This window comes from Candidatus Rhabdochlamydia oedothoracis (assembly GCF_019453995.1).
In the GTDB taxonomy this organism is placed as follows: Bacteria; Chlamydiota; Chlamydiia; order Chlamydiales; family Rhabdochlamydiaceae; genus Rhabdochlamydia; species Rhabdochlamydia oedothoracis.
This window is the reverse complement of sequence record NZ_CP075587.1, coordinates 1,779,812-1,798,820: the sequence shown is the minus strand read 5'-3', so window position 1 is coordinate 1,798,820 and position 19,009 is coordinate 1,779,812. Positions and strand designations below refer to the sequence as shown.

21 protein-coding genes, 1 tRNA gene and 6 pseudogenes are annotated in these 19,009 nt (G+C 35.7%); 18 read left to right on the top strand and 10 right to left on the bottom strand.

Annotation, left to right across the window (positions count from 1 at the left end; all coding sequences use genetic code 11):
- Positions 1-2 precede the first annotated feature (2 nt).
- Together RHABOEDO_RS09960 and RHABOEDO_RS09955 are read left to right on the top strand one after the other, a co-directional pair.
- A tRNA-Ser gene (locus RHABOEDO_RS09960) sits at positions 3-89 on the top strand.
- 90 nt (positions 90-179) lie between these two features.
- Positions 180-972, top strand: a protein-coding gene (locus tag RHABOEDO_RS09955) for an IS5 family transposase (protein ID WP_220017848.1) whose coding sequence is annotated in 2 segments (ribosomal slippage) — positions 180-443 and positions 445-972 — 792 coding nt in all. Because the reading frame shifts where the segments join, the coding sequence is not laid out codon by codon here.
- 75 nt (positions 973-1,047) lie between these two features.
- Here RHABOEDO_RS09955 and RHABOEDO_RS09950 read toward each other — a convergent pair.
- Both RHABOEDO_RS09950 and RHABOEDO_RS09945 read right to left on the bottom strand, forming a co-directional pair.
- The gene (locus tag RHABOEDO_RS09950; RefSeq protein WP_256439942.1) at positions 1,048-1,668 is read right to left on the bottom strand and encodes a type II toxin-antitoxin system HipA family toxin; all 621 of its coding nucleotides are present in this window, start codon (positions 1,666-1,668) and stop codon (positions 1,048-1,050) included.
- 137 nt (positions 1,669-1,805) lie between these two features.
- Entirely contained in the window at positions 1,806-2,405 is a 600-nt protein-coding gene (locus RHABOEDO_RS09945) for a HipA N-terminal domain-containing protein (RefSeq protein ID WP_215217815.1), read from the bottom strand.
- Positions 2,406-2,577: 172 nt separating this feature from the next.
- Between RHABOEDO_RS09945 and RHABOEDO_RS09940 the strand changes: the two genes are divergently transcribed.
- The 3 genes and pseudogenes from RHABOEDO_RS09940 to RHABOEDO_RS11255 form a co-directional block, all read left to right on the top strand.
- Positions 2,578-2,931 carry a transposase gene (locus RHABOEDO_RS09940; protein WP_220017413.1) on the top strand — a complete coding sequence of 118 codons (354 nt, stop codon included), beginning with the start codon at positions 2,578-2,580 and terminating at the stop codon, positions 2,929-2,931.
- Positions 2,888-3,229, top strand: coding sequence for a transposase (locus RHABOEDO_RS09935; RefSeq protein WP_220017608.1), 342 nt, complete (start codon positions 2,888-2,890; stop codon positions 3,227-3,229). The genes RHABOEDO_RS09940 and RHABOEDO_RS09935 overlap by 44 nt, the downstream gene beginning before the upstream one ends.
- 18 nt (positions 3,230-3,247) lie before the next feature.
- Positions 3,248-3,403 (top strand): annotated as a pseudogene (locus RHABOEDO_RS11255) (hypothetical protein); the annotation flags it as partial.
- A 2-nt stretch (positions 3,404-3,405) separates the two neighbouring features.
- On the opposite strand, the gene RHABOEDO_RS09930 reads toward RHABOEDO_RS11255, so the two are convergent.
- Positions 3,406-3,627, bottom strand: coding sequence for a helix-turn-helix domain-containing protein (locus RHABOEDO_RS09930; protein WP_215217696.1), 222 nt, complete (start codon positions 3,625-3,627; stop codon positions 3,406-3,408).
- 419 nt (positions 3,628-4,046) lie between these two features.
- On the opposite strand from RHABOEDO_RS09930, the gene RHABOEDO_RS09925 reads away from it, so the two are divergent.
- Both RHABOEDO_RS09925 and RHABOEDO_RS09920 read left to right on the top strand, forming a co-directional pair.
- Complete coding sequence (locus RHABOEDO_RS09925; RefSeq protein WP_215217695.1) at positions 4,047-6,269, top strand: collagenase; 2,223 nt, start codon at positions 4,047-4,049, stop codon at positions 6,267-6,269.
- An 85-nt stretch (positions 6,270-6,354) separates the two neighbouring features.
- A pseudogene (locus RHABOEDO_RS09920) lies at positions 6,355-6,908 on the top strand (transposase family protein); the annotation flags it as partial.
- A 21-nt stretch (positions 6,909-6,929) separates the two neighbouring features.
- Here RHABOEDO_RS09920 and RHABOEDO_RS09910 read toward each other — a convergent pair.
- From RHABOEDO_RS09910 to RHABOEDO_RS09900, 3 genes and pseudogenes are all read right to left on the bottom strand, one after another.
- A pseudogene (locus RHABOEDO_RS09910) lies at positions 6,930-7,115 on the bottom strand (transposase); the annotation flags it as partial.
- 19 nt (positions 7,116-7,134) lie between these two features.
- Entirely contained in the window at positions 7,135-8,169 is a 1,035-nt protein-coding gene (locus RHABOEDO_RS09905) for an IS630 family transposase (protein ID WP_220017482.1), read from the bottom strand.
- A 73-nt stretch (positions 8,170-8,242) separates the two neighbouring features.
- A complete protein-coding gene (locus RHABOEDO_RS09900) occupies positions 8,243-9,112 on the bottom strand; it encodes an IS630 family transposase (protein ID WP_220017903.1) in 870 nt (289 codons plus the stop codon).
- 123 nt (positions 9,113-9,235) lie between these two features.
- Here RHABOEDO_RS09900 and RHABOEDO_RS09895 point away from each other — a divergent pair.
- Positions 9,236-9,507 (top strand): annotated as a pseudogene (locus tag RHABOEDO_RS09895) (transposase family protein); the annotation flags it as partial.
- Between the two features lie 87 nt (positions 9,508-9,594).
- Here the strand turns inward: RHABOEDO_RS09895 and RHABOEDO_RS09890 are convergent.
- Entirely contained in the window at positions 9,595-9,840 is a 246-nt protein-coding gene (locus RHABOEDO_RS09890; RefSeq protein WP_215217598.1) for a hypothetical protein, read from the bottom strand.
- A gap of 403 nt (positions 9,841-10,243) precedes the next feature.
- Between RHABOEDO_RS09890 and nrdR the strand changes: the two genes are divergently transcribed.
- From nrdR to RHABOEDO_RS09855, 7 genes are all read left to right on the top strand, one after another.
- Complete coding sequence (gene nrdR, locus RHABOEDO_RS09885) at positions 10,244-10,717, top strand: transcriptional regulator NrdR (protein WP_215217599.1); 474 nt, start codon at positions 10,244-10,246, stop codon at positions 10,715-10,717.
- Between the two features lie 13 nt (positions 10,718-10,730).
- A complete protein-coding gene (locus RHABOEDO_RS09880) occupies positions 10,731-11,096 on the top strand; it encodes a TraR/DksA family transcriptional regulator (protein ID WP_215217600.1) in 366 nt (121 codons plus the stop codon).
- The gene (lspA, locus tag RHABOEDO_RS09875; RefSeq protein WP_215217601.1) at positions 11,097-11,606 is read left to right on the top strand and encodes a signal peptidase II; all 510 of its coding nucleotides are present in this window, start codon (positions 11,097-11,099) and stop codon (positions 11,604-11,606) included.
- On the top strand, positions 11,603-12,307 hold the full coding sequence (locus RHABOEDO_RS09870) for a hypothetical protein (protein WP_215217602.1): 705 nt from the start codon (positions 11,603-11,605) through the stop codon (positions 12,305-12,307). Before lspA ends, RHABOEDO_RS09870 begins: the two co-directional genes overlap by 4 nt.
- A complete protein-coding gene (locus RHABOEDO_RS09865; protein WP_215217603.1) occupies positions 12,295-13,542 on the top strand; it encodes a nicotinamide-nucleotide amidohydrolase family protein in 1,248 nt (415 codons plus the stop codon). Before RHABOEDO_RS09870 ends, RHABOEDO_RS09865 begins: the two co-directional genes overlap by 13 nt.
- A gap of 362 nt (positions 13,543-13,904) precedes the next feature.
- Positions 13,905-14,324: a DUF4277 domain-containing protein gene (locus RHABOEDO_RS09860; RefSeq protein ID WP_220017606.1), complete on the top strand. Its 420-nt coding sequence runs from the start codon at positions 13,905-13,907 to the stop codon at positions 14,322-14,324.
- A gap of 263 nt (positions 14,325-14,587) precedes the next feature.
- Positions 14,588-14,767: a hypothetical protein gene (locus RHABOEDO_RS09855; protein WP_215217802.1), complete on the top strand. Its 180-nt coding sequence runs from the start codon at positions 14,588-14,590 to the stop codon at positions 14,765-14,767.
- A gap of 191 nt (positions 14,768-14,958) precedes the next feature.
- Here RHABOEDO_RS09855 and RHABOEDO_RS11900 read toward each other — a convergent pair.
- Together RHABOEDO_RS11900 and RHABOEDO_RS09845 are read right to left on the bottom strand one after the other, a co-directional pair.
- Positions 14,959-15,049 (bottom strand): annotated as a pseudogene (locus tag RHABOEDO_RS11900) (transposase); the annotation flags it as partial.
- 142 nt (positions 15,050-15,191) lie between these two features.
- A pseudogene (locus RHABOEDO_RS09845) lies at positions 15,192-15,335 on the bottom strand (DUF4277 domain-containing protein); the annotation flags it as partial.
- 339 nt (positions 15,336-15,674) lie between these two features.
- On the opposite strand from RHABOEDO_RS09845, the gene RHABOEDO_RS09840 reads away from it, so the two are divergent.
- The 3 genes from RHABOEDO_RS09840 to RHABOEDO_RS09830 are packed head-to-tail and all read left to right on the top strand — an operon-like array spanning position 15,675 to position 17,936.
- Entirely contained in the window at positions 15,675-16,487 is an 813-nt protein-coding gene (locus RHABOEDO_RS09840; RefSeq protein ID WP_215217414.1) for a class I SAM-dependent methyltransferase, read from the top strand.
- On the top strand, positions 16,484-17,308 hold the full coding sequence (locus tag RHABOEDO_RS09835) for a TrmH family RNA methyltransferase (protein WP_245397613.1): 825 nt from the start codon (positions 16,484-16,486) through the stop codon (positions 17,306-17,308). The genes RHABOEDO_RS09840 and RHABOEDO_RS09835 overlap by 4 nt, the downstream gene beginning before the upstream one ends.
- Positions 17,286-17,936 (top strand): RluA family pseudouridine synthase, encoded by a 651-nt coding sequence (locus RHABOEDO_RS09830; RefSeq protein WP_215217415.1) that lies wholly within the window; start codon positions 17,286-17,288, stop codon positions 17,934-17,936. The genes RHABOEDO_RS09835 and RHABOEDO_RS09830 overlap by 23 nt, the downstream gene beginning before the upstream one ends.
- Before the next feature lies 1 nt (position 17,937).
- Here the strand turns inward: RHABOEDO_RS09830 and RHABOEDO_RS09825 are convergent, their stop codons facing one another.
- Positions 17,938-18,948, bottom strand: coding sequence for an aspartate-semialdehyde dehydrogenase (locus RHABOEDO_RS09825; RefSeq protein ID WP_215217416.1), 1,011 nt, complete (start codon positions 18,946-18,948; stop codon positions 17,938-17,940).
- Positions 18,949-19,009 lie beyond the last annotated feature (61 nt).

Below are 19,009 nucleotides of genomic sequence, written 5' to 3'. Positions count from 1 at the left end.
TTGGAGGAGTGTCCGAGCGGCCGATGGAGCACGCTTGGAAAGCGTGTATACGTGTAAACGTATCGTGGGTTCGAATCCCACCTCCTCCGTTCTTCCTAAAATGATACTGCCTTAGAGCCTGTTTAAAATCTTCTCATTAAGGTATAATGATAGTTTTCATAAAACCTTTGGAGGTAATTATGACCCGCTCTTATCCAAGCGATATCTCTCGTAAACAATTTAGCAAAATCCATCTAATACTTGAGTCTACACGCAAAAAAACACGTCCACGAAGAGTTGATCTATATGATATTTTTTGTGGAATTTTGTACATTTTAAAAAGTGGTTGCCAGTGGCGTATGTTACCCATAGAATATCCTAAATGGGAATTGTGTTATTATTATTTCCATCTTTGGAATAAAAAAGAGGATAAAAATTCTAAGAGTATTCTTGAAATAGTTTTAAAAAAAATTGGTTGGCGAGGCCAGAAAAAGCAGTGGTCGGAAAGAGAAAACAAGCTTTGTAATTATTGATGCTCAAAGTGTTAAAAATACTGATACAGCGGAGAAGACAGGATATGATGCAGGGAAAAAAATATCAGGAATAAAAAGACATATAGCAGTCGATAGCCAAGGGCTTCCTCATGCGATTCACATTACCACCGCTAATATCACTGACAGAAATGGGTGTATAGAAGCATTTTCACTACATAAAAACCATTTATTCGGTGTAAAAAATGTTTTAGCAGATGGAGGATATTCTGGAGAAAAATTTGCAAAGAGTGTGCAGGAGATATTAGGATGTATAGTAGAAATAGCCAAAAGAAATACACTTCATACTTTTACAGTTATTTCCAAAAGATGGGTTGTAGAGCGTTCTTTTGCGTGGATAGAAAAATGTCGCAGGCTATGGAAAAATTGCGAAAGAAAACTATATACAAGCCTGAATATGGTGGTTCTTGCTTTTATTGCTCTACTTTTGAAAAGATTTTAAACAGGCTCTTAGCAGAAAAAAAGAGCATTTCCTCCTAAGAAAGAAACGGTAAATCTTCATGTGTGAACTTTTTCTTTAAGAAAAGACGGTTTTGTTAACATGATTAAGAGCTGTCTGAACCATCTTAAAGGAGGTTGAACTTAATCCTAAATCTTTTGCAAAGTTTCTCCATTTTGCCATTGCCATTTTTACTTCATCAATGATTTGTAAAGCTTTTTGTTTTTTAATATTGCTTATCTCTGCAAGCTTTAGTAAATGGGAAAGTGTTGGATTTTTGCCTTCTTTCATGATCATGCTACAGTGCTCTCCGCTAGGGCCCGATGAAAAAGTCAGATCATAAGCAGGTGAGACTCGCCATACGCCCTTTTCATCCATCAAAAAAGAAAAATTTTTGGAATGATCATCGCGGTTGTGACTCAAGACATTAAAAACAGTTGCTCTAAATTGCTTTTCACCTTCTTGGGAATCTTTAGTAAGCCACAACGTTGCTTTCATAATAGTTTCGTAGTCAAGACTTGGAAAGCGATAGTCTGCATGGACTAAGCCGCTAATTGTATGCATATGTACCCTTCTACCATCTACGCGATCGAATCGCTTTACACCAAAATACCCCGGTCCTTTTTTAGATGGGAAAAGCTTTGCTTCTGAGACACAAAGATGAGCTGTTTTAGCCATTAAATGATAGGCGTATTCAATAGATCTCTTGCATAACCAATAAGCAATCTAAAATTTTAAAGTATTTTAATCCAGGAGATATGATTGTTTGAGCGATATAGCTGGAAATGCTTTTGTTAAGATTAGGAATCTATAAATGAAAGCTTTAAAATAAGGGGTTATGCAAGAAATCTAATGAGTCCAATATCTTTTAGATCTGAGGAGGAGCGAAACTTAATGATCCAGTCTTCTTTGCTTATGGTGGTGACAATTTTAGGACGAGCGCCAGCGGATGAGCCGTTCATAGCTAATAAATCATCAATAAAAAGATCGTCATCCTTCTCTTGAAATTGCACCACCTTATCAGCAATCTCATCTAAATTCTCGTGATAAAATGGCTTTATTCCTTCTATTTCTGATTCATACACAAGGGCGCCCATTCCATTTTTACCTACATAGCATAAACGGTTTAAAGGTGAAAGGTCGCCAGGATTGAGACGCAGACTCATTAACTTACGATCTAAAAGCAATTTTCCCCATCCATCAGGTAAGCTATCGTTAAATACACCAAATAAACCTTCAAAAACTCTATCCTCACACATGATAATACCTGGCTGAAGAGGTAGTTTAAGAGGAGATAATTCTAATCCTGTTTTAATGAATTCAAGAGTGTATTCAAAAAATATTCTTCGATCTTTTAAAACAAGTCTTCCCATGGAAAGCTTCTTTTGTCCACATATAAAATATACATGGACTACAGATGTATTTTGAAAGGTCATTTTCGACCTCTTTTACGTTTTTTGCTTTTAAGCAGCTCATCGAGTGATGTTAAATGCTCTAGTTTTGTTTGTTTAAACAAATCCTTAAACTCTTCAAGAACCTATCTTGAATTGAATATAAATTTTCGCTATGATACCAGATCTTTTTATTTTTTAACTAAAGACAGATGACATGAGCAAGCAAGGATTAAATGAAGAACAGTTTAAAATACTCGAACCTCAAATGGAAAAATGGGTAAATCGTAACCATTATGGAAGAAAATTAGCGCCATGGAGACCTGTAGTGAATACTATTTTCTGGGTGCTTCGGACAGGAGCTCCTTGGAAAGATGCACCTAGAAACAAGGAGTTTTCTCATCCCTCAACAGCACACGCATGGCTTGGAAGAATGCAATCTGCTGGATTTTTAGATCAATTTTTAGAAGAGCTGCTTAAGCTTGCCGAACAACTGGAGTGTATTGATGTCCAGAGACTCTCTGTAGATGGTTTTTTTTTCCAGCGGACGCGGAGGAGGAGAGCAAGTTGATTATGGCTACAAAGGTAAAGGCGTGACATCGCATTTACTGGTAGAAAAATCAGGAAAGCCTCTTGCAATCACTTTTACATCAGCATCCGGGGATGAGAAAAAACAAGTGATCCCTCTGCTTAGGAAAGTCATTCCCTTCATTAAAAAAGCATGGAATCAGGGAAAAGTACCCATACTTGAAGCAGATAAAGGTTATGACTCAGAGCAAACACGTATCGATGTTCTTTCCCATGAGGTTTTTCCTCTGATAGCTCGGAAAAGAAACACCAAGGGATATAAGATAAAAGGCATTTGCTAACTTGAAAAGCAACGTTGGGTCGTTGAGAGAACGATTTCTTGGTTAAAGACATGCTTCCGTCGTCTTACAGTGCGCTGGGAAAGAAAGGCAATATATTGGAACGGACTATTAATGTTTGGACTACTGGGATATTGGATGAATTTCTTAAGTCGGCAAGTATCTTTAAAACAGTAAATTTAATTCAAGATAGGTTCAAGTGTTCCTAACACAAGTGCAATTTTAAGAAGGGACTCAAGAGATATCTTTCCTGTCTGTTCAAACTTTTTCAGCACCCCAAAACTGACTCCAGAGCGGTCTGATAAGGTTTGCTGACTAAAGTTAAGAGATAAGCGCTTTTCTTGTGCTTGTTTTGCAATGTGTTTTTGAATTTCCCATGGTGTTAACATAAATACAGTCATTATTATATCCTTTATAAAGAAAAACATCTTATAATGATTATAATAATATCCTTAATAAATTAAATCAAGAGTGATTTCCTAATTTCAGTAGAAGAAGTTTTTATCTTAGGAGCCTGAAAGAGAATGAACGCAAGTTCTTCTAGCGACAGAAAATGGATATCTCAATCGAGATTTAAATTAATAGAAAATACTTTACCTGTTTACACAATTAAGTAGTTCTGACTAGTGTGCTCTTATAGATAGTATGGGATATGAATGCCGTTTATATATCGAGCTTAAAATAAAAAATGATTGTTGAGGTTTCTAGCTAATTACTGAATAGTTCTCTGTCTTAACTAAGAGATTTTTATAATTAAATGAAATTACGGTTCATATCTATACTATTTTTTAATAAATAATTTTACTTTAGGTATAAAAAAATGAATTCTACAAATCTTCTTTTAAATATAAGTACAATGCATGGAATGAATTTTCTTCATGCAAACAGTAATAACAATCAGTCGATGGTTTTCCTTGATCAAAATCAAACAATAGAAAAAGTAGATGAAGTAGTTAAAATGAGAAATTTTACAGCTTCAAAGCACAGCTTTCGTACAAAGCGTTCTCTTTCAACAGTTCCTCCTAGTAGATTTGAGAAATTGATGAAGCTTGTCAATATAAATGATCACCCAGCCGGTACTCATAACGATCCTCAAGATAATAGCCCCAAATCTCTTGAAGGGTTAGGAGAAAATGAATTCTACCCAGGGGTTTTAACCGATGCTAAAAAGACAATCGATCAAATTCTGCTAAAGCCAGAATTGCTCCACCAGAGCGAAGGGAAAAAAGAAAGGGAAGATTCGACCAAAGCGCAATGGGAAGATTTGACCAAAGCGCTCAAAGTTATTTATGAATATCAGTGCAGTACACATTTTGATTCTAAAAATATGGAAATAATGAAAGGTACTTTAGAAAAGGTTGGTAATTTTTTCTCAAGAACTCCCATTACAACTGAAATGCGGTTTTTATGTTTTAAAAATTGGGTTGGCGTATCCTCCTTCAATTTAAAAAATCTTATTGGTTTTAACGATCTTAGCCAAGCTAAAATTTACCTAATCAAATTAAAGGAAATCCTGTCGAGTTCTAACGAAGAGATACAAAATATTGTGTACAAATATGCTAATGCGTTATTTAAATATCAATTTATTGAAAAATGTTTAGATGACGGGTGTATAGTCAAACAGGACTTGTTTGCGGTAATAGAAAAAACTTTTAACTTATGTAAAGAATCAAAAGAAAAAAGCGAATATTATTTTATCAGAAACGCTTTGATGTCTTTTGAAGACATACTACACGCCACTAAAGACACCGCATTCAAAGATGAGATTGTTGATAAACTAAAACAAGGTTTTGACAGCCTTTTTAAAGGATTAACGTCCAAAGAGGAAAGAATTGTAAAACAATTATCTTATTTAATAATCAAATCGATTAGAGAAAAAAATCTTGTGTCTTTATTTCCATTTTGCAAAAAAACCACCGTTAAAGATATATATCCCTATCAAAAAGAGATCTCTATAAAACCTATAAAGGTTAATGTCACCTCTGCTGTAGATTGGAACCATGATCTAATGAAACAGATTCACGGCAAGCTCCAAGATACTTACTCTCATTTTATAAAAGAGTTTGGATCCGTATTAGATATCAATTCTCAAGAGATTAAATGCAATTTATATGTTGCAAGTAGTAATCGTTTATATGAGATTTTTAATTATGTTTTGCTTGAAAAATCTACAGGAAACGGAGGTGTAACCGAATGTTCTTACGTGGGGCCCTTATGCATTCCAACCGCTGCTATCTATGTAAAAAACAATGAACTTTGGAATTTAGAGCATGAATTTAACCATATCTTGCTTCATTTGCATGCTGGTCTTAAAGTGAATCATCCAATGGATAAATTTGGAAAATATGGGAGACTTGACTGGTTGAATGAAGGTCTTTCGTATGTATTAATTCCCAAGAATTTTTTGGCGGAAAGTGTTAAAAGAACCCTAATAGAGAAGGGACTCGTTCGTATAAAAGATATTATAGAAGCAACTAGACAAAACTATCAGATCTCTTATTCTTTTGTAGAGTATCTTTTAACTAAACAAAAACCAACTCTTAATAAAATATTGATTTATACAAAAAATGAAAAGGAAGACCTGCTGAAAAAAGAGCTTGAAAAGCTTAATTCTTTGGAGCGTGATTATCACACTTATCTAATGACCCGTTGGACCCTTCCAGAAAATACACGTAAATCAACAACAGTAGAACTACAGATGCTGGCAACTGTCAATATACAATCGATAAGTTTGGATCCTTTATTAAATCAGACTACAAAATATCTAGAGGAAAAATGGACTCCGGAGAAAGGAAGAGAAGCGGTTAGAAAAATTACATATGGATCTGTAATAACGTTTGGATTAGCATCCGCATGTTTAGCCTATATGTCTAAGCAGAAAGGTGGAAAGGGAAAAGGTGGTTGCAATCGTTTGAAAGCGATAAGAGATCGAAAAGGTAATCAGTTTATGGAAAAACCTCCGGAAATAAGACTTCGAAATAACAGGAGAAATGAATTTTTCCGTAATGACTCAAAGTCTTTACAAAGAAAAGGCAATACTTAAGATGTGATCAATAGAGCTCTTTCAAAACTAGGAAATAAAAAAGCCCTTGTATAAAATAATGCCCTTAAAAATACGTAAGGGCATGATGAAATTTGAAAAAGCAAAAAGTTTAGACAACGAGAAATTCCGAAGATTAACCGGAGTAAAACGTAGGACATTTGATCAAATGAGCTTGATTTTGGAGATAAGTCACAAAGAGAAAAAAGCCCGAGGAGGCCGCGTCAATAAATTAAAAATAGAAGACATGTTACTGATGACCTTAGAGTATCTAAGAGAGTATAGAACCTATTTTCACATAAGCCAGAGCTATAATATCAGTGAAAGTACAGCTTATAAAACAATAAAATGGGTAGAATACACCCTGATAAAACATCCCCTATTTGCACTGCTTGGACGTAAAGAGCTATTAAAAAGCGATATGGAATATGATGTTATTTTAATAGATGCCACAGAAACACCCATAGAGCGCCCTAAAAAAAACAAAAACATTTTTACTCAGGGAAGAAGAAAAGGCACACCTTAAAGACGCAGCTTGTAATGAGCAAGGACACAAAAAAGATTATTTGTACCTTTTTTTCCAAAGGTAGAAGACATGATTTTAGGATATTTAAGGATTCTAAAATCAAGTTTCATTCCGAAATAAACCTTCTAAGAGCCTGTTTAAAATCTTTTCAAAATTAGAGCAATAAAAGCAAGAACCACCATATTCAGGCTTGTATGTAGTTTTCTTTCGCAATTTTTCCATAGCCTGCGACATTTTTCTATCCACGCAAAAGAACGCTCTACAACCCATCTTCTAGAAATGACTTTAAAAGTATGAAGTGCATTTCTTTTTGCTATTTCTACTATATATACTAGTGCCGATTCAAACGGCTAGCTTAATGGGATTTAAGTCAACGACTTGAAACTTGTCGTTTATCCTACATTTCAAAATATCTGTTATTTTCGGTATCTCTTCTAAGAAGAATCCTCTAATTGCCTGAAAAAAAGTCACCGACGTTTCGTAATATCGATTGTATACCTTCTTTTCCTTTAAGATCTTCCACAAGCGTTCAATAGGATTCAAATTCGGCGAATAAGGAGGGAGATAGTGCACTTTAATCCTAGAAGACATCAGAAACTCTTCTAGTTTCTTATTTTTGTTTGATCTTGCATTATCCAAAATTACATGAATAATTCGAGCCTCTGTCTGTTTTTCTAGCTTCTTGAAAAAATCGAGCATTGCATCGGCATCAACTGTCTTATATTCCTCTGTAAAAATCTTCATTCCTGTCAGGCAAAGAGCTCCAGCAAAATGCAATCGCAATTGTTTCCCGGATGTCTGCAAAGTCTTTTGAACGCCTTTTTTGATCCATCCACATACGGCTTGGGACTGATGTTCAGGATGCACAGCATCTATGAAATAGATCTCTTCATCAGGGTTTAAGGTCTCCTTTAAAGCCCTATATTGTTCTATGAAAATTCGTTGTTTTTCAGGATCTAATTTCCCAGGAATCTTTTTAGGACGTTTATAAACAAATCCGTGCTGTATGAGCCAATCTGTCATGCCACTTCGGGAATATTTTATCCCATATTGCTCATGCACATAAGCTATGATCCCTTTGACTTTAAGATAGGTCTTTTCATGTAGGTGTTTTAGTAGAGACTCTTTTTGGTCTTGTGAAAGTTTTGATTTGCTACCGCCTCGAGGGCTACTTCCAGTTTTATTTTCGGAATCATATTCTCTGAGGTATTTCTGAACAGTGATAGGGCTTATCCGGAGTGTTTTAGCAAGATTTTTTGTTGAGATACCCTCATCATAGCCCAAAATTACACAAAGCCTATTCCGTTCAGAATAGTCTTTTGGATGCTTTAACTTGTGTTCTAAGTCAGCTCTCTGGCTAGGGATCAGTTTTTTCATACTCAATAGCTTAACACAAAACAAAATATTTTTCTATACGATTGAATCGGAACCACTATATACTAGTGCCGATTCAAACGGCTAGCTTAATGGGATTTAAGTCAACGACTTGAAACTTGTCGTTTATCCTACATTTCAAAATATCTGTTATTTTCGGTATCTCTTCTAAGAAGAATCCTCTAATTGCCTGAAAAAAAGTCACCGACGTTTCGTAATATCGATTGTATACCTTCTTTTCCTTTAAGATCTTCCACAAGCGTTCAATAGGATTCAAATTCGGCGAATAAGGAGGGAGATAGTGCACTTTAATCCTAGAAGACATCAGAAACTCTTCTAGTTTCTTATTTTTGTTTGATCTTGCATTATCCAAAATTACATGAATAATTCGAGCCTCTGTCTGTTTTTCTAGCTTCTTGAAAAAATCGAGCATTGCATCGGCATCAACTGTCTTATATTCCTCTGTAACAATCTTCATTCCTGTCAGGCAAAGAGCTCCAGCAAAATGCAATCGCAATTGTTTCCCGGATGTCTGCAAAGTCTTTTGAACGCCTTTTTTGATCCATCCACATACGGCTTGGGACTGATGTTCAGGATGCACAGCATCTATGAAATAGATCTCTTCATCAGGGTTTAATGTCTCCTTTAAAGCCCTATATTGTTCTATGAAAATTCGTTGTTTTTCAGGAGCTAATTTCCCAGGAATCTTTTTAGGACGTTTATAAACAAATCCGTGCTGTATGAGCCAATCTGTCATGCCACTTCGGGAATATTTTATCCCATATTGCTCATGCACATAAGCTATGATCCCTTTGACTTTAAGATAGGTCTTTTCCTGTAGGTGTTTTAGTAGAGACTCTGTTTGGTCTTGTGAAAGTTTTGATTTGCTACCGCCTCGAGGGCTACTTCCAGTTTTATTTTCGGAATCATATTTTTCATACTCAATAGCTTAACACAAAACAAAATATTTTTCTATACGATTGAATCGGAACCACTATATTCTAATATTTCCTGCACACTCTTTGTAAATCTTTCTCCAGAATATCCTCACTTTTGAAAAGATTTTAAACAGGCTCTAACAGATGGAGGGTATCTAGGACTTAAAAAGCTTCATGCTAAAACCCAAATGCCTAAAAGAAGAAGCAAGAAAAATCCTTTAACAAAACAAGACAAAAAAATAATCAATTCCTTTCCAAAGAACGTGTAATTAATGAAAATGCTATTGGTCTGCTTAAGCCATTCAAAATTTTAGCTGATCGTTATAGAAATAGACGAAAAAGGTTTGGTCTTCGGTTCAATCTAATTGCGGGCATTTATAATCTGGAGCTAAATGGGTTTTGAAAGAGGTCTAATGCTTTACTGCAAAAAAAGCTGGATGGGTTTTTTCATCCAGCTTTTTCCCTTCTTTAACTCCCCATGCGCATAACCTTATCCTGGTAAGGTAATTCCCCATGATGAGAGGGGCTCTTTTGGGCAAGCACAACTTGTAAGACCTGCATTTGTTATTCTGTCGTAGATGAACCCTCCGATAGGCATTCCCATGCTAAGGCCTATTACAAGCGTAGCTGCTGTTATAAGAAGGGGTTTTTTGTTTTCTAGAATAGAAGTGATCAAAGAGGGTTTATACGGTATAGAAATTCTCACAGTGTGTGTGTCTGTACTGACTGTTGTCATAAATCCTTCCTTGCTTATAAATTATAAAATTTAAATTTATTAGGTTAATTTGTATGTTTTCTAAAGACAAAGGGTTTTTTACACGTAACTTGTTTACATATAATTTAATACAATTAAAAAACAAGATTAAAATTAAATTGAGAATAGTTTAAACAATTTATAGAAATTTTTCCGGTCTCATAAAATTCTCTAAATAAAAGCTTGTTTTAAAAGCAATTTGTATGTTTAGAAGGATTAAATATTTAAAAAACGCAAAAAACAGGCTGATTGGAATCTGTTTTTGGGATAAAATAGAGCTTTAGATAATAGGTAAAAAAATAAAAAAACTTGTTATGTATATAAAAGCATTAGAATAGGTAAAATTTTTCTAGGCTCTATAAAAAATTTAAGCGTGATATAACATATGCATTGTCCATTTTGTGCTTGTGAAGAATTAAAAGTTACTGATTCTCGAAATGTAGCGGAGAGCAATGCTGTTCGTAGAAGAAGAGAATGTTTGTACTGTTTACGACGTTTTACCACTTTTGAAACAGTAGACTTAACAATTCAAGTGAAAAAAAGAGATGGGCGATATGAAGATTTTTGCCAGGATAAGCTTATTAAAGGTTTAGATGCAGCTTGTCGCCATACGCGCATCAGTCATGATCAGTTAAGAACTTTGGCTTACAAAATTACCTCTGATTTAATGGAGCGTCAAATTAGAGAGGTCACTACTGCAGAATTAGGGGGGAGTGTAATGCAACATTTACAAGAACTAGATAGCATTGCCTACATTCGATTTGCTTGTGTTTATCGGCGATTTAAAGATGTCAATGAATTAATCGATGCCATTGAGGATGTTAGCCCCAAAGATACGATTCACTCAACAGAAACATAAAAAGAGGATGTTTATGGTATTAACTAAGGAACAAATTACTAAATTTAAAAATCGTCTAGAGGAGTTAAAAGCTCAAATGACGCATCTGATTCGTGATACGATAGAAGATGTAAGAGCAACTGATGAAATTAAAGGATATTCTCAACATCAAGCGGATGAAGGAACCGATGATTTTAATCGAACAATTAATCTGCAGCTAAGCGGAAATGAGCGAGAGATTTTGCAGAAGATTGAAATTGCTTTAGATAAAATTGATCAAGGAACTTATGGGACTTGCGATCTTACGGGCGAGGAAATCCCCTTAAAGAGATTAGAAGCAATTCCTTATGCAAACACAACTGTGAAAGCTCAAGAGATGCTTGAAAAAGGATTATTGTAAATGGCTTTTAAGATGAGTTGGAAGTTAAGTCTTTTAGCAATATCTATTTTTCTATTCGATGCGCTTTTAAAAATGTATGTGCATTACTTTGTGACACCCATGAACTTCTGTTATTTTCCTTATGGAGGAATAGGGGTTTTTCATGCACTGGGTATAGAATTTGTAATTACACATGTAATCAATAAAGGCGCTATGTGGGGGCTTTTTGCTAACTGCCAGTTTTTATTAGTCTCTATTCGGATTTTTATTATCGCAGCCCTTGGATATTATTTGTATGTAAAGCAGATAAGTAATTACCGTACAGTCTGTTTGATGCTGATCTTAGCAGGAGCTGTGGGAAATGTTTTCGACTGTATTATTTACGGTCATGTTATCGATATGTTTTGCTTTATTTTTTGGGGATATGTCTATCCTGTTTTCAATATCGCAGACGCTGCTATTTTTTGTGGAATTTTAATGATGCTATTAGAGACTACCTGCTTTAAAACGGTTGCGAGCTCTTTAAAATGACCATTTTTCGTATCAGCTCTCCTATTCAAGAAGGTCTTCTTCAGGTTTCCAAATGGATTAAAGTACAAGTTCTTTTAGATCAAGAAGAGATCGTAGATTTATTCAAGCAGCTAGATCCTTTTTATCTTGTAGCAGTTAGCAAACCTGTAAAAGAACAAAGCGCTCTTTTAGCACAAAATGATTTTCTGCAAGTTTACTTAGAGTATGTTCAATTATTAAAAAAAAGTAAGTTTGTTCAAGGTAGTTATTTTAGAGAATGTTTTTCCTGTGCAATGACGCGTTCTAAAGAAGTATTTTATGCAATGCCCGTATCAGAAAAGCGACTTTTAATCAAACCAGTTTTGCCAGTTATTCAAATGCAAATGCATCAGTTTTTATTCTCTTTTACGGAGAAAATATTTTATCCTATGGTTTTGGGCCAGAACACCGTTAGCTGGGGGATTCAATTTTCTTATCCACAATTTTATCAAGATCCTAAGACAAAAGAAATCACACGAGTTATTAAGAAAGACTTATTTCCTAATACGGAATTATTTGCTCTTTTAATGAAATGGGTGAGACAATTCACTATTCCTACTCCCTTTTTGGTAGGAGAAGAGAGAATCAATGCTACTATTCGAATAGGCAAAAAATGTATGAGTTGGATTCATTCGCATCCACAACTACAACAGTTAGGGATTAAAGTGCTATGTCTGGATTGAAGATTGAAATTATTACTATTGGCAAAGAGCTTTTGGATGGCCGTATTGTAAATAGAAACGCAGCATTTATCAGCGCTCGTTTGTTTAAATTCGGTTATACAGTGGAGCGTCATACAACATTTTCAGATGATCTTCAAATACTAAGGAAAGGACTACAAGAAGCTTATGAGCGCTCAGATCTTGTAATCATTACAGGGGGATTAGGGCCCACTTTAGATGATTTAACTAGAATAGTCGTAGCTGAAATGTTTCATTGTAAGTTGTCTGTGAATGCTCTAGTAATAACTGATCTACAGAAGCGTTTTGGAAAAGAATTAGATATGCTACAAAACCAAGCTACAATTCCAGATAAAGCTCAACCTTTGCTCAATTCTGTAGGAATAGCTCCCGGATTACTTTTTCTTACAAATGATAAGATGGTGGTTTGCTTTCCCGGCATGCCTGCAGAAATGCAGCCTATGTTTGTGAATACATTTCTTCCTGTTCTTCAAGAAAGACACCCTCCTTTGCATAAACATGAGGTCTATTTGTATGCATGCTTCTTTAAAGAAAGTCAGATTGATCCCATTTTAAGGGAGTTACAAGCTCAATTACCGGAATTGGAAATGGGTATTTATCCTTCTTATTCTCATGTTACTATTATGTTGTCTAGTGAAAATAAAGCTTCATTGGAATATGCAGAAGAACTGCTCAAAGTCCAGCTAGATTCTTTTTTATATACAGCAGCAACAGGTAAAATTGAAGAGGCGATTCATAACTGGTTTATCAAAGAAAAAAAAACACTTGTTTTAGCAGAGTCCTGTACGGGAGGAACCATGGCTAGTTTGCTCACAGCTATTAAAGGGGCATCCGAATTTTTTTTAGGCTCTTTTGTAACCTACTCTTCTGCTCTTAAACAGCACATACTAGATGTACCTAAAAAAATCCTAGAAACAAAAGGCACCATTAGTGCCGAATGCGTTCTTGCCATGCTAAATGGCGCCTTAGAAAAAAGCCAAGCAGATGTAGGATTGGCTATTTCAGGCATAGCAGGCCCTACCAGTGACAGCTCTCATGAGAAGATAGGGACTATGTGGGCCGCTATGCAAGAAAAAGGGAGCAGTCCTTATGTTTTTAGATTGCAAATTACAGGAGATCGTCAAACAATTATTTTAAAAACAGCTTATTCCTTATTTGGTATTTTATGGCGTAAATTGGCTAAAAATATACCTCCACCTCAGGGTACAGGACATTAAAAGAGTAATTTGAATTTTTCTGGAAATTGTCCATTCCTTATTTTCCGCAGTCCTTATTATTGAAGCTATATTAAAAAAAATCATCTCATTTTTAAGTAAATTTTGTTTAGTTTTTGACAAACTAGAACATTCATTAACCTAATTTTTGATTTATAGGCGTTAAACCGTACTCAAACACCCTAAAAACTTAAAAATCTACTAATACAATTTCCCTAATAAAGGACTATCGATCCTGTATATCGAGAGAAGATTTTAAAATTACTCTTTTAATGTCCTGTGCCCTGCCTACTCCCTAGGGCACTTTTTTGGAATTAGCTAAGCCTTTTGTGCTATTATATCTTTTTTGAACAAAGAGGTGCGATATGGTAGAGGTTTCAGAAGGAGAAATTCAAACAACAGTAATGGATCATCATGGCTTAGTGGCTGCCATTTGTCAGGACTTAAAAATTGCTGAAAGGATTGACAATCGTCTGCCATCAGGCCCTCAAAGGAAAGTTAGTCCAGGAATAGCAGCGGTGGCTATGATCATCAATGGTCTGGGCTTTACGAATAGAACATTGTATTTAGCTCATCAGTTTTTTGCATCCGAGCCAATAGAAAGGCTCCTAGAAGTTGGTCTTAAGGCCAAAGATAGTACCGATCATGAGCTAGGCTGTGCTCTCGATAATATTGCAGAGTATGGTGCAAGCAAATTATTTTCTGAAGTAGCTTTTGGGATCGCTTTGGATAATCATTTATTGGATGGAATAAATCACATAGAGACGATGATCCCAAAATTATAGAGGTTACACATGGATTTTCCAAAGACCACAGGCCAGATTTGAAGCAGGTCTTTTTATCATTGGTTGTAAATGGTCCGAGTTCTATTCCTTTGTGGATGGATCCTTTAGATGGGAATAGCTCTGACAAAGTGTCTTTCCACGAAACCATCAAAAACGTAGAGAATTTTCGTTCTTAAATAGATCTAGATAAGCCCTCCAGGTGGATAGCAGATTCGGCTCTGTACAAGAAGGAGAGGCTACTGAAAAATAATGACTATTTGTGGGTGACACGAGTTCCTGAGACAATTACTGAAGTAAAAAGAATGGTGGAAAAGCCATCAGAAGACATACCTTGGATCGAAGCAGGAAATGGATACAGAATAGCAAGATTTAACTCTTCATATGGAGGGATTATGCAGCAATGCTTACTGGTTTTTTCGGAGCAAGCTTATTATCGAGAGTAGAGGACGCTTAGGCTCCATAAACCAATAAACATGCCATAATTGCACATAAAGAAGGGGTTATACTCGTTTATCTTTAAATTAAGATTTAACTAAGTAAAATTTCTTAGATAAAAGAGGCTGCAGTTCTTCCCGATATTTAGGAATATTTTCAAAAAAAGCACAAATCGCCTTCTTAAAATCTAAGAATTTTTCATAATATCGATTATTGCGGACTTTTTTATTTATGAATCGCCAAAGGCGTTCAATCAGATTGAGATCGGGAGAATAAGGAGGCAAGAATTTGATTTCTACTCTAGATGTTTTTAGGTAATTTGCAACGATTTTTGACCTATAGTAAGCAGCTTCAGAAAATAATTTGCTTGCACCATACTCTGCAATATTATCGAGAGCACAGCCTAGCTCATGATCGGTACTATCTTTTCGTAAAGCCCAGACCATGGATGATCATAGCCACCGCTGCTATTCCTGGACTAACTTTCCTTTGAGCACCTGAAGGCAGACGATTGTCAATCCTTTCAGCAATTTTTAAGTCCTGACAAATGGCAGCCACTAAGCCATGATGATCCATTACTGTCGTTTGAATTTCTCCTTCTGAAACCTCTACCATACCGCACCTCTTTGTTCAAAAAAGACATAATAGCACAAAAGGCTTAGCTAATTCCAAAAATATACGCTAGGGGGTAGGAATGTAGGTTACATTATTATAAATACGCAAATCGAAAACCGAAAAAGAAGTCTGTATTTTATGTTTATGATTGATTTGCCAATCATCAGAACATTAGATTCTATGTTATTTTTTCTCACTAAGCCAAAAAAATTTGTAAAATTACTTCTTTTTTTTAACTAATAGTAAAGAATCCCTTAAGTATGCTAAAATACTAGCTTAACTAAAAAAGTTTTTCCATTTATGTCTTATTCTCTAATTGATAGCGGTAATCAACAAAAGTTAGAGCGTTTTGGCGCTTTTACTTTGATTAGGCCCTGCTCTCAAGCAATTTGGAAACCTTCTCTTAAAAAATGGGAAGCGGATGCTATTTTTTCTCGAGACGAAGGAAATCGTTGGGAATATCAGAGATCTTTGCCTAAGGATTGGATAGTAATTATTGAGGATATACGTTTTAAGGTAGCTCCTACCGACTTTGGTCATGTAGGCGTTTTTCCTGAACACAGTCTTCTTTTTACCTATATGCAAAAGTTGCTTATCTCAAGAAAAGAGCCGAGAGTTCTCAATTTATTTGCTTATTCAGGAGGAGCTACTTTAGCCTGTGCAAAAGTAGGAGCTAAAGTCTGCCATGTTGATGCCTCAAAGGGAATGGTGAGTTGGGCTAGAGAGAATGCTATGTTAAATCATTTTTTAGATAAACCGATTCGTTGGATTATAGAAGATGTGAAAAAATTTATAAAAAGAGAGATCAAAAGGGGCTCTTTCTATGAAGCAATCATTTTAGATCCCCCTAGCTTTGGTAGAGGAAATAAGGGGGAAATTTTCAAAATTGAAGAAGGTCTTATAGAATTGCTAGACATGTGTAAAGACCTTTTAAGCAAAGATGCTCTTTTTTTGTTATTCACTACCCATACCTCTGGAATTACCCCGACTGTCATTCAAAATTTAATGAAACAATTATTACCTAAAGGGAAAATTGAGAGCGATGAGCTCTTATTGCCTTCTGAAAATGAGTTTGCTATTCCTTATGGAAGTTTTGCTTGGTGGCTGCCATGATAGAAAAAATCACAAGCATGCAAAATCCTAAAATTAAGTTAGCAATGCAACTAGCAAATCGCAGAACGCGCAATCAAACAAATCTTTTTCTCATTGAGGGATATCGGGAGTTGTCTAGGGCTGTGCAAGCCAGGGTAAAGATTGTCTCTTTATTTATTTGCCCGACTTTATTTTTAGGAATAAATGAAAAAACCCTAATTGAGCAAATTGAACAAGATCAAGCTTTTATCTACCATTGTTCTGAATCTGTTTTCAAAAAAATCTCTTACAGAGATCGTCCTGATGGGCTTGTAGCTATAGCAGAGCAAATGCACTATCCACTTCATTCTATTTCGTTTAGTCCTATAGCTTTTGTAGTCATTGCTGAGGCGATTGAAAAACCAGGAAATCTAGGCACTATTTTGCGCTCGGCAGATGCAGCAGGAGTAGATGCGGTGATGATATGCGATCGCTGTACAGATATCTATAATCCCAATGTTGTACGCGCTAGTGTAGGAACATTATTTACCACTTCAGTAATAGAAGCTACAAGTCAAGAGGTTTTAAGTCTGATGCGTGAGCATAAAATTAAAGTTGTTGCAGCAACCCCCTCTGCTTCCCAAGATTTTACCCAATTAGATCTAACAGGTCCTGTGGCAATTGCTGTTGGCACTGAACAATTGGGGTTATCCGATTTTTGGATGAAGCAAGCTGATATCTGTGTTCGTATTCCTATGCATGGCATAGCGGATTCTTTGAATGTAGCAACAGCTACTACACTTTTGTTATACGAAGTTGTTCGACAACGCAAAGGAAAAAATGCAGATCATTTTCTCAGATAACCATGTTTTAATAGTTGTGAAACCTGCTGGTTTAAGTACGCAGCCTCACTATCCTATAAAAGATAACTTAACCGATTTAACAAAAACTTGGGTTAAAAAAGAATATAAAAAACCAGGCGGGGTTTATCTAGAATGTATTCATCGTTTAGATAAACCGGTTAGCGGTTTGGTTTTATTTGCAAGAACATCTAAAGCGCTTACTCGGCTGCAGCAAAGTATGCGTGAAAAGAAAATGAGTAAAACCTATTTAGCCTGGGTAGAAAGAGGTGAAAATCTAAAAAACTCGGGAGTTCTCGAGCATACGTTAACTCATGTAAATCACCGTGCTAAAGTAGTAAAATCCAATCATATTCAAGGAAAATTAGCTCAGCTGGAGTATTCTGTTATGCTTGAAAAGGGAGATTTTTCACTGGTAAAAATAAAGCTGTATACAGGGCGTTATCATCAGGTCCGTGCACAGTTTTCCGCTATAGGCTCTCCTGTTGTAGGAGATGTCAAGTATGGAAGTAAGAAGCATTTACTCAAACAGAAGATTGCCTTACATCATGCGTGTATGAGTTTTCCTCACCCCATTACACAAGAAGTGATTGTATGTGAAGAAATTCTAGATTGGCAGAAATTGCTTTGATTCAAAGAAGGTGTTCTGCAATTTGTATCGTATTTAAAGCAGCTCCTTTCAGTATTTGGTCCCCTACTACCCACAGATCTAAAGTATTAGCATAGGAAAGATCTTTTCTGATTCTTCCGCAGTACACATCGTTTTGCCCTGCAACATCAATTGGCATAGGGAAACGATTCTTTAAGCGGTCTTCATGTACTTTTATACCAGGAGCTTTTTCTAAAAGTTCATAAGCCTTTTCTGGACAGATTTCTTGAGTAAAGGTGACATTTAAAGCTTGAGAATGTGCTCGTAAAACAGGAACGCGTACACAGGTTGCATTTACCCGAATATGAGGATTGGAAAGAATTTTTCGAGTTTCTTGTAGCATTTTTAATTCTTCGTCAACATAGCCATCTGCGTTTAATGTAGAGTTATGCAAGAATAGGTTAAATGCAGATGGAAAAGGTAGCGCTTTTGGCGTATAAGCCTTTTTTTCTAATACAGCTTGTGTAGCAGAAATTAACTCTTGCATAGCGTGAAATCCAGCACCGCTAACCGCTTGGTAAGTAGCTACCTGAATTCTTTGAATGGGAATGTACTGATGCAAGGGAAAAAGAGCCATTAACATGATCGAAGCAGAGCAATTAGGAGAAGCAATAATGTAATTATGGTTGGCTAGCTCTGCTAAATTAATCTCTGGGATGATAAGAGGTACATGTGGATCAAGCCTAAAAGCAGCGCTGTTATCGATTATAATGGTTTTTTGCCTAGCAAGATAGGGGATCCATTTACTAGAAACCTCTTTTTTTGTGCAAAAAATAGCTAGGTCGATGTTGTGTAATTTATCTTTGGAAAGGGTTTCTAATGGAATATTTTCTCCGGAGAATAGAATGGATTTATCTTTTGAATCTAAAGAAGCAAAACAGCGTAGTGTTTTGATCGGAAAATGACGTTTTTCTAAAAGACCCAATATTTCTCTTCCAACAATACCAGTAGCTCCGATAAGAGCGATTTTTACGGGGGGATATAATAAGATCATAATTATTAAAAAATGCTTTAAGTAGGTTTACTATAATACAAGGGTCCTTTTATAATTGCCT

Bases quoted from the DNA above. Each gene is read 5' to 3' on its own strand.
- RHABOEDO_RS09860 (WP_220017606.1), top strand. From the start codon at position 13,905: ATGGTAGAGGTTTCAGAAGGAGAAATTCAAACAACAGTAATGGATCAT.
- RHABOEDO_RS09880 (WP_215217600.1), top strand. From the start codon at position 10,731: ATGGTATTAACTAAGGAACAAATTACTAAATTTAAAAATCGTCTAGAG.
- RHABOEDO_RS09940 (WP_220017413.1), top strand. From the start codon at position 2,578: ATGAGCAAGCAAGGATTAAATGAAGAACAGTTTAAAATACTCGAACCT.
- RHABOEDO_RS09835 (WP_245397613.1), top strand. From the start codon at position 16,484: ATGATAGAAAAAATCACAAGCATGCAAAATCCTAAAATTAAGTTAGCA.
- RHABOEDO_RS09825 (WP_215217416.1), bottom strand. From the start codon at position 18,948: ATGATCTTATTATATCCCCCCGTAAAAATCGCTCTTATCGGAGCTACT.
- RHABOEDO_RS09945 (WP_215217815.1), bottom strand. From the start codon at position 2,405: ATGACCTTTCAAAATACATCTGTAGTCCATGTATATTTTATATGTGGA.
- RHABOEDO_RS09830 (WP_215217415.1), top strand. From the start codon at position 17,286: ATGCAGATCATTTTCTCAGATAACCATGTTTTAATAGTTGTGAAACCT.
- nrdR (WP_215217599.1), top strand. From the start codon at position 10,244: ATGCATTGTCCATTTTGTGCTTGTGAAGAATTAAAAGTTACTGATTCT.
- RHABOEDO_RS09905 (WP_220017482.1), bottom strand. From the start codon at position 8,169: ATGAAAAAACTGATCCCTAGCCAGAGAGCTGACTTAGAACACAAGTTA.
- RHABOEDO_RS09935 (WP_220017608.1), top strand. From the start codon at position 2,888: ATGGTTTTTTTTTCCAGCGGACGCGGAGGAGGAGAGCAAGTTGATTAT.
- RHABOEDO_RS09925 (WP_215217695.1), top strand. From the start codon at position 4,047: ATGAATTCTACAAATCTTCTTTTAAATATAAGTACAATGCATGGAATG.
- lspA (WP_215217601.1), top strand. From the start codon at position 11,097: ATGGCTTTTAAGATGAGTTGGAAGTTAAGTCTTTTAGCAATATCTATT.
- RHABOEDO_RS09890 (WP_215217598.1), bottom strand. From the start codon at position 9,840: ATGACAACAGTCAGTACAGACACACACACTGTGAGAATTTCTATACCG.
- RHABOEDO_RS09865 (WP_215217603.1), top strand. From the start codon at position 12,295: ATGTCTGGATTGAAGATTGAAATTATTACTATTGGCAAAGAGCTTTTG.
- RHABOEDO_RS09870 (WP_215217602.1), top strand. From the start codon at position 11,603: ATGACCATTTTTCGTATCAGCTCTCCTATTCAAGAAGGTCTTCTTCAG.
- RHABOEDO_RS09840 (WP_215217414.1), top strand. From the start codon at position 15,675: ATGTCTTATTCTCTAATTGATAGCGGTAATCAACAAAAGTTAGAGCGT.
- RHABOEDO_RS09930 (WP_215217696.1), bottom strand. From the start codon at position 3,627: ATGACTGTATTTATGTTAACACCATGGGAAATTCAAAAACACATTGCA.